The sequence below is a fragment of the Mesorhizobium waitakense genome, assembly GCF_056431085.1.
The window spans coordinates 16,260-30,437 of record NZ_JBWKME010000093.1 but is presented as its reverse complement, the minus strand read 5'-3'; the positions used below and the strand labels follow the sequence as shown (position 1 = coordinate 30,437).

9 protein-coding genes are annotated in these 14,178 nt (G+C 59.6%); 2 read left to right on the top strand and 7 right to left on the bottom strand.

Annotation, left to right across the window (positions count from 1 at the left end):
• The first annotated feature begins 45 nt into the window (after nucleotides 1-45).
• Nucleotides 46-1,320 carry a cysteine desulfurase-like protein gene (locus AC07FD_RS19675; protein ID WP_478351200.1) on the top strand — a complete coding sequence of 425 codons (1,275 nt, stop codon included), beginning with the start codon at nucleotides 46-48 and terminating at the stop codon, nucleotides 1,318-1,320.
• Between the two features lie 221 nt (nucleotides 1,321-1,541).
• On the opposite strand, the gene AC07FD_RS19670 is transcribed toward AC07FD_RS19675, so the two are convergent.
• The 3 genes from AC07FD_RS19670 to AC07FD_RS19660 form a co-directional block, all read right to left on the bottom strand.
• Nucleotides 1,542-3,095, bottom strand: coding sequence for a response regulator (locus AC07FD_RS19670; RefSeq protein WP_478351199.1), 1,554 nt, complete (start codon nucleotides 3,093-3,095; stop codon nucleotides 1,542-1,544).
• Entirely contained in the window at nucleotides 3,088-3,444 is a 357-nt protein-coding gene (locus AC07FD_RS19665; RefSeq protein WP_478351198.1) for an Hpt domain-containing protein, read from the bottom strand. Before AC07FD_RS19665 ends, AC07FD_RS19670 begins: the two co-directional genes overlap by 8 nt.
• 220 nt (nucleotides 3,445-3,664) lie before the next feature.
• Complete coding sequence (locus tag AC07FD_RS19660) at nucleotides 3,665-8,104, bottom strand: GAF domain-containing protein (RefSeq protein WP_478351197.1); 4,440 nt, start codon at nucleotides 8,102-8,104, stop codon at nucleotides 3,665-3,667.
• A 488-nt stretch (nucleotides 8,105-8,592) separates the two neighbouring features.
• Here AC07FD_RS19660 and AC07FD_RS19655 point away from each other — a divergent pair, with 488 nt between their 5' ends.
• Nucleotides 8,593-10,392, top strand: a complete 1,800-nt coding sequence (locus tag AC07FD_RS19655; RefSeq protein WP_478351196.1) for an adenylate/guanylate cyclase domain-containing protein — start codon at nucleotides 8,593-8,595, stop codon at nucleotides 10,390-10,392.
• A 172-nt stretch (nucleotides 10,393-10,564) separates the two neighbouring features.
• Here the strand turns inward: AC07FD_RS19655 and AC07FD_RS19650 are convergent, their stop codons facing one another.
• From AC07FD_RS19650 to AC07FD_RS19635, 4 genes are read right to left on the bottom strand one after another with little or no spacing between them, the layout of a single operon-like run.
• Nucleotides 10,565-11,395 carry a dipeptide ABC transporter ATP-binding protein gene (locus AC07FD_RS19650; protein WP_478351195.1) on the bottom strand — a complete coding sequence of 277 codons (831 nt, stop codon included), beginning with the start codon at nucleotides 11,393-11,395 and terminating at the stop codon, nucleotides 10,565-10,567.
• Nucleotides 11,392-12,243 carry an ABC transporter ATP-binding protein gene (locus AC07FD_RS19645; RefSeq protein WP_477422549.1) on the bottom strand — a complete coding sequence of 284 codons (852 nt, stop codon included), beginning with the start codon at nucleotides 12,241-12,243 and terminating at the stop codon, nucleotides 11,392-11,394. Before AC07FD_RS19645 ends, AC07FD_RS19650 begins: the two co-directional genes overlap by 4 nt.
• Nucleotides 12,243-13,127 carry an ABC transporter permease subunit gene (locus AC07FD_RS19640; RefSeq protein ID WP_457152483.1) on the bottom strand — a complete coding sequence of 295 codons (885 nt, stop codon included), beginning with the start codon at nucleotides 13,125-13,127 and terminating at the stop codon, nucleotides 12,243-12,245. Before AC07FD_RS19640 ends, AC07FD_RS19645 begins: the two co-directional genes overlap by 1 nt.
• A 26-nt stretch (nucleotides 13,128-13,153) precedes the next feature.
• On the bottom strand, nucleotides 13,154-14,161 hold the full coding sequence (locus AC07FD_RS19635; RefSeq protein WP_457152480.1) for an ABC transporter permease subunit: 1,008 nt from the start codon (nucleotides 14,159-14,161) through the stop codon (nucleotides 13,154-13,156).
• Nucleotides 14,162-14,178: the final 17 nt, after the last annotated feature.

Genomic DNA, 14,178 nt, shown 5'->3' with positions numbered 1-14,178 from the left:
CCTCGCAAATCAATCCACCGGCCAAGAAATTCGCAGGAGCCGACCTTGAACAAGCATCAGACCGACAATGCGAGCGCCGCCGCGTTCCCCGTCGATACCATCCGCGCCATGTTTCCAGCCTTGCAGCGGGCCGGCGATTTCATCTTCATGGACAATGCCGCCGGCGCGCAGATCCCGCAGAGCGTGCTTGACGCGGTGACCAACCATCTGGTTTCGCACAATGTGCAGCGCGGTGGCCGCTATGGCCGCAGCGTCACCGTCGACCAGTCGGTCGCCGACGCCCGCGAGAGTGTCGCACTTCTGATCAACGCCGCCAGCCCGGCCGAAATCTGCTTCGGCATGAACGCCACCTCGTTCATCCGCCTGGTCAGCCTCGGCATCGGCCAGATGCTTCAAGAGCGCGACGAGATCGTCATCACCGACATGGACCACGACGCCAACATCGCCACATGGCTGGCGCTGGAGTCCGCCGGCGCCAAGTTCAAATGGTGGCGCATGCGCGAGGACGGCAATTTGCATGTCGACGATCTGCGCCCGCTGGTTTCCGACCGCACCCGGCTGGTCGCCTGCACGGTCACGGCGCATTCGATCGGCTCGATCGTCGACGTCGCTTCCGTTGCCAAGATCGCCCACGCCGCCGGCGCCGAAGTGTTCCTCGACTGCGTGCACTATGGGCCGCATGGGCTGATCGACGTGCAGGCCTGGGATTGCGATTATCTCGTTTGTTCCGGCTACAAGAACTTCTCGCCGCATATGGGCTTCCTGTGGGGCCGCTTCGAAACGCTGAAGCGGCTGCCGACCTTCCGCGAGGATTTCATCCCCGACGAGCCACCCTACAAGGTCGAGGCCGGCACCTTCATCTACGAGAACGTCTCGGGCATGGATGCGGCCGTGCAGTATCTCGAACTGATCGGCCGCAATCTCGCGCCATCCAACAACCGCTCGCGGCGCGAAAACATCGTCGCGGGCATGGGCGCCATCCGCGACTATGAACTGGTGCTGGCGCGCGAGATGCTTGGCGTGCTCAAGGAATGCGGCGCGACGATCTACGGCGTCGCCGACGAAGCCCGCATCGCCGAACGCGTGCCGACCTTCTGCTTCAACATCGGCAGACTGTCGCCGCAGCGGATCGTCGAGGAGATGGCCGACATGCAGATTGGCATCCGCGACGGCCACATGTACGCGCCGCGGCTGATGAAGCGCCTCAACCTGTCGATGGACAGCGGCGCCATCCGCGCCTCGCTGGTCCACTACAATAAGGTCGGGGAAATCCATAAGTTCGGCGAGGCGCTGCGCACCATCATCGCCAAGCTGTCGTGATCGGCGTCTAGTCTAGGAACGCGCCAGAAGCGCCCATTCGGATATGCGTTTCGGAACGGCGGGAACGGGGCCGTAAGCGGACGGTCCGAATTCGGGATGACTTGCCTGAAAATAGACTTCGCATCCAACCTGCTTATTGCCACCGGACGTCGCCTCGGTCGCCACTTGCTGTGAGCCACCTATCGGCTTGATTCCTGGCGCATCGATCGTAGTCCGATCTTTCATTCTGTCGGTGCCGGCAGCAGATCGAGCCGCGGGACAAAATCCTCCAGCGAGTCGTCAAGTAGCGGGGGTTCCTCCTCAGCCTCCTGCTTGGGCTCGACCATCAGGAGACCGACGACGACCAGTGCCAGAGAGGCCCATGTCACAGCTGGTATCGCCTCTCCAAGCAACAGCATACTCCAGCCTATGCCGGCTGCTGTCCCCGCATAGGCGTTCTGGCTGGCAAAGACAGCACCGGTGCTGGAGATCAACAGGATGAAGAGCAGCATCGCCAAATTGCCGGCGGCAGCCATCAGCACGACGATGACGCCAAGCCGACCGGTCAAGAGATCGAACGGTATGAAGTCCTGATAAAAGACGGCAAGTGGAATCAGCATCAAAACCGAGACAACGAGCGTGATGCCGAAAAGCGCGACGTTATCGATATTGGCGGGTTTAGACTCCGAGAGGTAGATATCCTCGGTCGCGTAAGTGACGGGGATTACAAGGGCAATGACAAGCCACAGCCAACTGGTGGCCATTGCCCCGGGCTCTCCGTAGAGAAGTATGATGCAGATGCCGACCAGACCCAAACCAAGCCCTAAAAAACGCTTCAAATTCGGCGCTTCGGTCCGCATCAGGGCGGCGAACAAAAAGACTGCAAATCCCTCAAGTACTATGACAATGGAGACGATAGAAGCTGGAAGCTTGCTTGCCACCCAATACACCAGGACCTGGTTGATCACGGAGCTGATAAACGCAAAACCAAGGATGAACTTCCACTCCGCCCGCGTGAGACCCTTGAGGTTCGGCATTGTCTTACGCCTCACGCTTATCCCGATGCAGAACACAGCTCCAATGATGTCAATAAGGATTGCCAATCCGACCGGATGAGCCTCGACGAGCGAAGCCATCTTGGAAAGTGGCACAACTACGCCCCATAACCCGCCACATGCAAGCAGCAGTAAAGCGCCACGAAAGGTGCGGATGTTCTGCCGCATCTTTCGTTCGCGCTCGTAGACCTTCTGGGCCATTGTCGCGAACACCGTAGCGAGTTTGCCGAGACCATCTGTACGGCCTGCCACATCGCGGATGCCGAGCTTCGAAGGGTTGAACCGCCCTGTCTCCAGGGTGGCGGCCGCCCTGGTCAGCTTGGCCACCTGCCGCAGATATTCCGTCTCAACGTCGCGGAGTCTTTTCTTCTCAATGCAGGTGGCAACGCGTGCCTTGAGGAGAGCGAGTTCAAAGTTCTTGGGCAGAAAGTCCTCGGCACCAAGCTCAATCGCCTTGACGACGCTGCTCATCTCATCATCGAGCGCAGAGATCACGATGACCGGCACATCCCGCGTCTTGGACGACGCCTTGAGGCTCTTGAGCACCTCGAAGCCGTCCATCACGGGCATGATGATGTCGAGAAGAATGAGATCGAAGCTTTCGCCCGCAAGCCGGTCGAGAGCCTCACGGCCACTCTCAACCGCCTCGGCTTGATGTCCGAGTGCTTCGACCGACTTCTTGAGCTTGATCCTTATGGTCCGGGAGTCGTCTACTATGAGGATCTTGCCAGGGTTACTCACGACGTCCTCCCAAACTGAAGATCTGTCGAAGCTCAGTGACAGCCAAGTCGAAGGCGTCCTGCGCGCTGTCGATCTGCAGCAAATCCGGCGGCTCCCCACTTTCGCAGCGCCGCTCCAGTCGAGCGCAGATTTCGGCGAGGTCGATAGCCCCCATGTCCCTGGCGTTGGATTTGAGAGAATGCGCGGCCCTGCGGGTGGCAGCCAGATCCGAGGCCGCAACAGAAGCCTGTAGGTCTTGCATGATGGAAGGCCCTTCTTCGAGGAAGGACTCCACCAGTTCTACCAGATCTGCTTCCTCGCCACCTACAAGCTCGCGAAGCTTTGCAAGCGCCCCTCTTTCGATAGCCAAAACGACCCCCAAATGCGCCGGTATCTCCTGGCTCCTCAGCCCGTGACCGCGAATTTTTCCCGTTTGTTATTGAAGTGATATCGAAAATCGAACCGCTTCCCGAGATTATCAATGTCCCCTTGTGCTCAACAAGGCTAAATGTCGCAGCAATTCTAATTTAGTGATAGCTCATAATCGAAAAGAATGCCGCCACGGCGCCTGGGGTTATTGCGCCAGGCGCCTAATACGTCTCTTCACCGCTTGGTATGCCGGGCACCGCGAAATCCTTCGCTGCGCCAGCGGGTCTGCGCCCACCAGACACGACCGCCTTGTTCAACGAGGCGATGAGGTCCTCGACGCGTAGCGGCTTGCTGAGATAGTCGTCCATGCCGGCGTCCAGATACCTTTCTCTATCGCCGGCCATGGCGTTGGCGGTGAGGGCCACGATAAACGGCTGACGCGCATCCTGGATACCAGACGCTCGGATCAATCTTGTCGCCTCAAGACCGTCCATGTCCGGCATTTCGATATCCATCAAAATGACGTCGTGGCTGCCTTGCGTGTATGTGGATACTGCCGACCGGCCATCGATTGCCAGGTCCGGTTGGTAACCAAGGCGCTCCAGCACTTTGAAGCCGAGCTTTCTATTGGTGTTGTTGTCATCGACAAGCAGTATGCGAAGCGGAAACTTTTCCGCCATCGAACTATCAAGGGCCGGTCCCTTCGGCTGATCGGCCCGGGCGGGTCGCGCAGGAGCCTCCGCAAAGACTGACATGAAAGCATTGAGGAGTGACGAGGGCTTGATCGGCTTGGGAAGCATGGCCGCGAATTTGATGCTTTCGATGTCCGCCTTGTTTCTCTCATCAAGGGGTACGAGGGAACTCAACAATATCAATGGCAGGTCAACGCTTTGACCAAGCCCACGTAACCGTTTGGCCAGTTCAATACCGTCCATCTCTGGCATTTTCATGTCGAGCACGACGGCGTCATAATGCTGGCCGCTAGCAATCCTGTCGAATGCGTTAAGCGGCGATTCGGTTGTATGTGGCACCATGGCCCAGGATTGGGCCTGCAGAGACAGGATGCGCCGGTTGGTTGCGTTGTCGTCCACGATCAGCAACCGTTTGCCCGCGAGTTCAACTTTGGGCACGGACATTTGCGCCTGCCTGGGAGCGGGCGCAGCGGCGGCGCGGATCGTGAAGAAGAATGTCGTACCCGCCCCTTCAACACTTTCCACCCATACTTGCCCACCCATCAGTTCTGCCAGGCGTTTGCTAATCGCCAACCCTAGCCCCGTCCCGCCGTAGCGCCGCGTCGTCGAGGCATCGACCTGGCTGAATGACTTGAACAAGCGATCCAATCGGTCCTCGGGAATACCGATGCCGGTATCGCGTACTGAAAACTGCAGGGTGGACAAGCCCTCCCCGCTTCCGCTGTGGGCTGCGCCCGCGCCCTCAGCTGCGTGCGGAACTTTCATCACCGATAGTACGATTTCACCCCGTTCGGTGAATTTCACGGCATTGTTGAGGATATTGAGCAAGATCTGTCGCAGCCTCGTGCTGTCTGCGACAATCCCGTCAGGAGTACCGGGCTCCACCAGGTAGGCAAGGTCGAGCCCCTTCTCCGCGGTCTTGGACGCTACGAGGTCAATCGCGCTCTCAAGGCATTCCCGCAGCTCGAAGGGCCTTGGATCGAGCTCCAGCTTGCCAGCCTCAACTTTGGAAAAATCAAGTATATCATTGATGATCGTTAGCAGCGCCTCCCCGCTGTGGCTGATCGTCTCGCTGATCTCGCGTTGTTCGGGATCAAGGTTTGTACCTAGCAGCAAGTTGCTCATTCCGATCACGCCGTTCATTGGTGTGCGGATTTCGTGGCTCATGGTTGCCAGAAAAGAACTCTTCGCCTCATTTGCCGCCTCAGCCGCCTCCTTTGCTTGCTGCAGCGCCAGGGATAGCTGTTTGAGCTCAGTAAATAGCTGCGCGTTATGCAGGGCAGCACCGGCATTGGCGGCAATGGTAGAGAGCAAGCGGAGCGAGTCGTCAGTAAATATGCCCTCCCGCGTAGTGCTCTGCACACTGATCACTCCCAGCGTGCCTTGCGCCGTCTTGATCGGAACTCCGAGATACGACAAGGCATCCTTGCCGACGGGGGTGGCCCCGATCTGAGCGCCGCGTTCTGCAACATCCTGATTGATAAGCAGCGGCTGGCCAGTTTCTATGATCTTGCTTGTCAGCCCTTCACCGAGAGTTAGCGTATTGAAGGCCTCGCCAAACTGATAGGGGAAATGGATTAGCTTGGTTTCCGGGTCGAGCAGAGCGACATAGACGATATCTGCATCGAAGATTTCCTGCATCTGGTTGCCGATCAGCTGGATCGTGCTTTCGAGTTCGGATTCCGCAATCAGCGCCTGGCTGACCGTGCTGATAGCACCAAGCTCGGCGGCGCGGGCCTCGGTCACTCGTAGCAGGCGCTGTGTTTCGTTAAATAGGCGGGCATTGGCAATGGCGACACCCATGTTGGAGGCGACCGTCTGCAGAAGGCGTACGTCATTTTCGTCAAACGCATTCTCCAGGTAGCTCTGTACACTGATAACCCCCAGCGTTTTTTCGCCAGACTTGATGGGTACACCTATGTAAGATGCAGTCCTGTCTCCTTCGTTTGGAAAGTACGCGCCAATCTCTTTTCCTTTCGCAAGGGTCTGAAAGACCAACGGCCGCCCTGTTTCTATAATTTTGGACGCTACACCGATGCCGAATGGAAATGGATCAATTACTCTATATTGCCTGAAGTACGCATAAGGGACATGGATCAGGCCGGATTCGCTGTCGTGCAGCAGGATTTCACTGACCTCGGTGCCGAAGGCCTCCCGCACCTTGTCGCCCACGAGGCGAATGACCGTGTCCAGATCCAGCGACTGCGTCATGGCCTCGCCGACGTTATTGAGAATGGCTAGTTCTGCTGCGCGGTCCTCTGTTACTTTCAGCAAGCGCCGCGTCTCGGTGAAGAGCCTCGCCTTTTCAATTGCAATTGACGTCGCATTGCCGATCGTCGTGAGCAGGTTCACGTCCGATTCATTGAAGGCGTGCTCATGATCAAGGTTTTGCAGCGAGATGACGCCCTTGGCCTGTCCTTCGATGATCATCGGTACGAACAGGATCGACTTCGGCGCCTTTCCCTGCGGCACGCTCGGGTTGCCGTATTGCTCGGTCGCGGTGATGATCCCCTCATTGAGCAGCAATGGCTGCCCCGTCTCTAAGACATGCTTGCGAAAGCCAACGAGCGGGATCGGCTCATCGGGGAAGCGAACGTTCCGCTCGATCGTGTAGGGGAAATGCAGGAGGTTGTCGTCCGCGTTGAAAAGTCCGATATCCACCACCTGGGCATCGAAGATCTCATGGATCTTGTCGCCGATCTGGTCATATATCGCCTGCATTTGCACATTGGAGACGAGCACCTCCTGAACGCCATTCACGAAGGCCAGTTCAGCGTTGCGGGCCTCCATCATTTTCAACAGGCGCTGGGTCTCATCGAACAGGTGGGCGTTGGCGATGGCGATGCCCATGCTGGATGACAGCCCCTGCAACAGACGCACATGATCTTCATTGAAGACATTCTTCTCGTAGCTCTGCACGCTGACTACACCCAGAATTCTGTCACCGGCGATGATCGGCACGCCCAGGTAGGATTCGGTCCTGTCCTCCTCGGTAGGTATGAGCGCGCCCAGAGCAACGTGTTGCTCAGCCGTAGCTAATACCAATGGTTTGCCTGACGATATGACCTTTGAGGTAAGCCCTTCGCCCATCGCAAATGGCTCGGGATCCTGATAGTCCTTGTAAAATGCATAGGGTACGGTGATCAGGTCAGACCTATCATTGCGCAACAGGATTTCAGTAACGTCCGTTCCGAATATCTCGCGGACCTTATCGCCTACGATGCGAGTGACGGTCTTTACGTTCAGCGTCTTGGCCATCGCTTCGCCGACGCTGTTGAGGATCGCGAGTTCCTTTGCGCGCCCCTCCGAAACTTTCAGCAGGCGCTGCGTCTCATCGAAAAGACGAGCATTGGCAATGGCCACGCCCATGCTCGATGAGAGACCCTGCAACAAACGGACATGATCTTCGTTGAACGCGTTTTTTTTGTAGCTCTGCACGCTCACAACGCCCAGAGTTTTGTCTCCGGCGATGATCGGCACGCCGATGTAGGACTCGGACCGCTCATCTTCGGTGAGGGCAATGACACCTAGTTCAACCGCTTGCTCGAACGTGTTGATAATCTTTGGTTTACCCGAGAGGATAATTTGAGAAGTCAATCCTGCACCCAAGGGGAACGGCTCTACCTCCACATAGTCTCGATAGAACGAATACGGGACACTGATCAAACCAGATGCTTCATCGTGCAATAGGATTTCAGTGACGTCTGTGCCAAATATTTCTCGCACCTTATCACCGACAATACGAGTCACCGTCTTTACCGTCAACGTCTTCGACATTGCTTCGCCGACGCTGCCGAGGATTGCGAGTTCCTTCGTGCGCTCCTCAACCATTCTGAGGAGGCGCTGGTTTTCGGCGGAAAGTTCATCAAGTTCAGTCGCTGCAGCAGCCTTTGCGATTTCCAGCTCGACTATTTTGCGGTTGGCGTCTCCTAGACGGCTCACGAGCTCCATTTCGACTAAGCTTGGCATTCGGCCTCTTCCCCAACAGACATCCCGCCGTTTGAGGGGAGCCTTGCTTACCGCCTGAAGCATATTAGCAGATACTGTTACACGCCAATCGCCCGATTGACAGTGCCTTGCGTTCTGCCCCCTATGATCTGCCTAAAGAGCACAGCGGCCAAAACAGTTGAGCCGCGCCGACAATGCCTGTTCCGCTACAAGATAGCTTCCGGCCGGATGAGGATTACCTGCGCATCGACCTACGCATCGAAGCTCCCAATATCTCGTCCTGGGGCACTTCAACTCGGTCGTCGACGATGACTGCTTTCGGGAATCGACAAAAGTCGTCGCTGCGTCCGATATGCGGCGCGAAGCAGTCATTCGTGATCGCCGGGTTTTCGACCCGATGCGGACGTTCGACCAAGGCTCGGGTTATCTTCCTTGGCTTGACGGCTCTATGTTGAGACGGGACGGCTCTGATCCGGCTATGGTGCTAGGCTGGACAGGGGAAGGACGCCATGAGCGAGTCCCGAAAGCTTGCTGCAATCCTGGCGGCCGACGTGGTCGGCTACAGCCGCCTCGCCGGCGCCGACGAGGATCGCATCTTGGCGCGGCTACGGGCACTGCGAAGCGACCTGATCGATCCCACGATCGCCGTGCATCATGGTCGCATCGTCAAGCGCACCGGTGACGGAGCCCTCGTCGAGTTCCGCAGCGTGGTCGACGCGGTGCGCTGCGCCATCGAGGTGCAGACCGCCATGCTCGAACGCAATGCCGGCGTGCCTTCTGATCGTCGCATTGAGTTCCGCATCGGAATCCACATCGGCGACGTCGTTGAAGAAAGCGACGGCGACCTAATGGGCGACGGCGTCAACATCGCATCGCGCCTGGAGGGCGTTGCTGCCCCCGGCGCCATCTGCCTTTCGGAGGATGCCTATCGGCAGGTCAGGTCGAGGCTCGACCTATTGGTCAGCGATCTCGGCCAAACACAACTCAAGAACATCGCCGAGCCGATAGGGATCTATTCGCTTGAGGTCGGCGTCCCGGAGAAGGCGGGCACTATCACGCCCCTGGCCGCGCCAGGCCAACCTACCGCCGCCAGTCCGGCTGCCCCGATAGCGCTTCCGGAAAAGCCTTCGATCGCCGTTCTGCCATTCACGAACATGAGTGGCGATCCCGAGCAGGAGTACTTTGCCGATGGCGTCACTGAGGACCTGATCACCGCTCTGGCGCGAATTCGGTGGTTCTTCGTGATCGCCCGCAACTCGAGCTTCGCCTACAAGGGGAAGTCGCCGGACATCCGCGCCGTGGCCCGCGAGCTCGGGGTGGCCTATGTGCTCGAAGGTAGCGTGCGCAAGGCAGGCAATCGCGTTCGTGTCACTGCGCAGTTGATCGAGGGCGCCTCGGGCAATCATGTCTGGGCGCAACGCTACGACCGGGACCTGGAAGACATCTTCAGCGTGCAAGATGAAATCACGGCAACTCTGGTCGGCGCGATCGAGCCCGAGCTCGGCAAAGCAGAGCGCGAGCGGGCACGGGCAAAGCGCCCCGACGATCTGCGCGCATGGGAACTCTATCAGCGCGGCCTGTGGCATACATATCGGCGGACCCGTGAGGACCTTGCCGAGGCGCAGCTTCTGTTTCACCGAGCAATCGCAATCGATCCCGGCCTGGCACGCGCCTATGCAGCCGCCGAGGAGGCCTTCTTCTTCCAGCATGTCGGCGGCTACGTTGACAGCGAGGATGCCGCCAACGCCGCAGCCCTGCGGTTCGCCCAGACGGCTGTCCAGATCGATGGACAGGACGCATTCAACCGCTATGCGCTGGGGCGAGCACTCACCCTCGTGCGGCGGCACGACGAGGCCGTTTTCGAGCTCAGCAAGGCCATCGAGCTCGAGCCCAGCTTTGCCCAGGCTCACTACGCGCTCTGCATGGCGCTCGCCACTGGCGGACGCCCGAAGGAAGCGCTGCCGCACATCGAGCTGGCGATGCGTCTAAGCCCGCAGGACCCATATTTCGGGCAGTTCCTGGTGCGACGCGCTGAAGCATTTCTCTTCCTGGGACGGCTGGAGGAGGCAGTCGAGTCGGCCGAGCGATCGCTGCGCGAACCAAACATCCAATGGTCTCGCTGGGCAATATTGGCCGCCACGCAGGCGCATCTCGGGCGACTGGAAGACGCACGCCGCAGCATAGAGGCTCTCCACGCGCTTCGTCCTGACATCGATCTCGCGTTCGCCCGCGAATATTGGCCGATCGCAAATGCCAACGCACTGGAATACCTGGTGGATGGGCTGCGACGGGCGGGTCTGCCAGCGTAAGGTCCGGTATTGGCGCAAAGCTACCTGTCGCCTGTGCATTGGCGATGCTTTTGGTGAATGGACGGCGCCGTAGTGACGACTGCCATGAGGCGCAACGCGGCCGTCCAGGTCTTGGCAGACGTAAGTCGTCTTTGAGTAAGACTCGGTCGTTCAGAGTAGTTGGGTTTTGACTCTAGGCGGCCTTCTTCTTCGCCAGCCGCGCCTTGATCGAGGCGACGTCGGAGCGCGGCGTCGCCTCGAACAGCGTCCTGGTGTAGCTGTGTTGAGGGTTGGAGAAAACTTCCTCGCGCGAGCCGTATTCGACCGCTTCACCGAAATACATCACCATCACGTCGTCGGCGATGTAGCGCACCACCGACAGGTCGTGGCTGATGAAGACGTAGGTCAGCTGGAACTCGTCCTGCAGGTCGGCGAGCAGGTTGAGCACCTGCGCCTGCACAGACAGATCGAGAGCCGAGACCGGCTCGTCCAGCACCAAGAGGCTGGGGTTGAGCATCAGCGCTCGGGCAATGGCGATACGCTGGCGCTGGCCGCCGGAAAACATATGCGGATAGCGATTGTAGTGCTCGGGTCCGAGACCGACCTTCTTCAGCATCTTCATGGCGAGGTCGCGCCGTTCCTCGGCCGGCTTACCGGTGTTGATGAGCAGCGGTTCGCCCAGCACGTCGCCGATCTTCTGGCGCGGGTTGAGCGACCCGTAAGGGTTCTGGAACACGATCTGCACCTTGCGGCGCATCTCCTTGCTCAGCCCGTCCTTGGCAATGTCGACCTTGTTGCCGTCGATGAACAGCTCACCCGAAGTCGCAGGATCGATCAGCGTGATGATGCGGGCAAGCGTCGACTTGCCGCAGCCGCTTTCACCGACGATTGCGAGCGTCTTGCCCTTGTCGACGCTGAACGAGACGCCCTTGACCGCATGCACCGTGCGCTGTGCGCGAAACAGCCCGCCCCCGACATGATAGTCGCGGACGATATTCTTGCCTTCGACGACCTTGATGCTCATGCGGCGGCTCCCGAAGGCGCCGGCTCGAACAGCATGTCGGACACGGTCGGCAGCCGGTCGCCGACGGCATTCTCCGGCAGCGCCGACAACAGAGCGCGCGTGTAATTGCTCTTCGGCGATTCAAACAGCGACAGCACGTCGGCCTCTTCCATCTTGCGGCCCTTGTACTGAACGATGACGCGGTCGGCGGTCTCGGCAACGACGCCCATATTGTGGGTGATCATAATCAGGCCCATGCCGTATTTGGCCTGCAACGAGACCAGGAGATCGAGGATCTGCTTCTGGATGGTGACGTCGAGGGCGGTGGTCGGCTCGTCGGCGATCAACAGCTTCGGATTGCAGGCGATGGCGATGGCGATCATGACGCGCTGGCACTGGCCGCCCGACATCTGGTGAGGGAACGAGTTCAGCCGTTCCGCCGGCTCGGCAATACCGACTTGCGTCAGGAGTTCGATGGCGCGCTCCCGGCGCTGCGCAGCGTCCATACCCATATGGAAACGCAGCACCTCTTCGATCTGGAAGCCGACGGTGAAGCAGGGATTGAGGCTGGCCATCGGCTCCTGGAAGATCATCGACATGTCCTTGCCAACGATCTTGCGCCGCTCGGCAGGGCTCAACTTCAGAAGATCGCGGCCATTGAAGCTCATGCGGTCGGCGGTCACCGTGGCCGTCCATGGCAAAAGGCCCATGACCGCCAGCATCGACACCGATTTGCCGGAACCGGATTCGCCGACGATCGCCAGCACTTCGCGCTCGTCGACATGGAGCGACACGCCGTCAACGGCGCGGAAAGAACCGGATGCGGTCTGGAACTCGACGACGAGGTTCTGGATATCGAGCAGCGCCATCACGACCTCCTCAGTTTCGGATCGAGCGCGTCACGCAGACCGTCGCCGATCAGATTGATGGCAAGCACAGTGATGAGGATGGCAAGACCGGGGAAGGTCACCACCCACCAGGCGCGCAGGATGAATTCGCGCGCCGAAGCGAGCATCGTTCCCCATTCGGGCGTCGGCGGCTGAGCGCCGAGGCCGAGGAAGCCGAGAGCGGCCGCCTCGAGGATGGCGTTGGAAAACGACAGCGTGCCCTGGACGATCAGCGGTCCCAGGCAATTCGGCAGGATGGTGCGAAGCATCAGCCTGATATGGCCGGCGCCGGCGACCTTCGCCGCCACGACATATTCGCGGCTCTTCTCCGCCATAACGGCAGCGCGCACCAGCCGCGCGAAATGCGGCTGCAGGACAAGCGCGATGGCCAGCATCGCGTTGAACAGGCCGGGGCCAAGGATGGTGACCAGAACGAGGGCCAGGAGCAGCGACGGGAACGCCAGGATAAGGTCCATCACGCGCATGATCGCCACGTCGACCCAGCCGCGGAAATAGCCGGCCAAGAGACCGAGCGTAATGCCGCCGGTGAGAGCCAGCGTAACCACGACCGCGCCGATGAGCAGCGAAAAGCGCGCGCCATAGAGCAGGCGCGAAAGGATGTCGCGACCGACCGGATCGGTTCCAAGCAGAAATTGGGTGCTGCCGCCGGCCTGCCAGGCCGGCGGCCTCAGAAACGCGGTCTTGTCCTGAATGTCGGGCGCATAGGGCGCGAGCAGCGGCGCAAACAGCGCCGCCAGCACCAGCAGGATGAAGACGAACAGGCCGATCACGGCGCCACGGTTGACCGAGAAGTAGTGCCAGAAGGTCCTGAAACCGGTCAGCCGGTCAGGGTTGCCGGCGGCCATGGGGGCGATTTCGGTCGACTGGCTCATTACGACGCCCGTATGCGCGGGTTGATGACGGCATAGAGCACGTCGACGATGAGGTTCACGGCCATGACGATGAGGGCGATCAAAAGCAGACCTGACTGCACGACGACATAGTCGCGCTTGAAGATGGAATCGACCATCCACTTGCCGATGCCCGGCCAGGCGAAGATGGTTTCGGTGAGGATGGCGCCGGCAAGCAGCGTGCCGACCTGCAGGCCGATGGTGGTGACCACGGGGATGAGCGCATTGCGCAACGCATGCAGGCCGATCACCCGCGACGGCGACAGGCCCTTGGCGCGCGCCGTGCGGACATAATCCTCACCCAGAACTTCCAACATGGCTGAACGCGTCTGGCGGGCAATCACCGCCAGCGGAATGGTCCCGAGTACGATCGCCGGCAGGACCAGGTGGCTGAGCGCCGAGCGGAAGGCATCCCATTTGCCATAGAGCAGGGTGTCGATGGTCATGAAGCCGGTGATCGGCTTGAAGAAGAACTGCAGGCCGATGCGGCCCGAGACCGGCGTCCAGCCGAGGTAACCGGAGAAGAAGATGATCAGCAGCAGGCCCCACCAGAAGATCGGCATCGAATAGCCGACGAGCGCCGTGCCCATCAGCGACTGATCGAACCAGGAGCCGCGCTTGACGGCCGCGAAGATGCCGGCCGGAATGCCGAGCGCCATGGCGAAAATCATGGCGAAGAACGACAGTTCCATCGTTGCCGGAAAGAGGATCTTGAACTCTTCCATCACCGGGCGCTTGGACGAGATGGAGACTCCGAAATCGCCGGTCACGACCTCGCCGACATAGCGCGCGTATTGCTGCCAGATCGGCAGATTATAGCCGAACTGTTCCTTGAGCTCCTCGTAACGCGCCGGCGCCACGCCGTGTTCGCCGGCCATGGCAAGGATGGGATCGCCAGGCAGCAGCCTGACGAAGGCGAAGGCACAGATAGTGATGCCGACAAGCGTCGGGATCAAAAGTGCAATTCTGTGAAGAATATACTTGAGCATGGCGAAGGGGGCAGCGC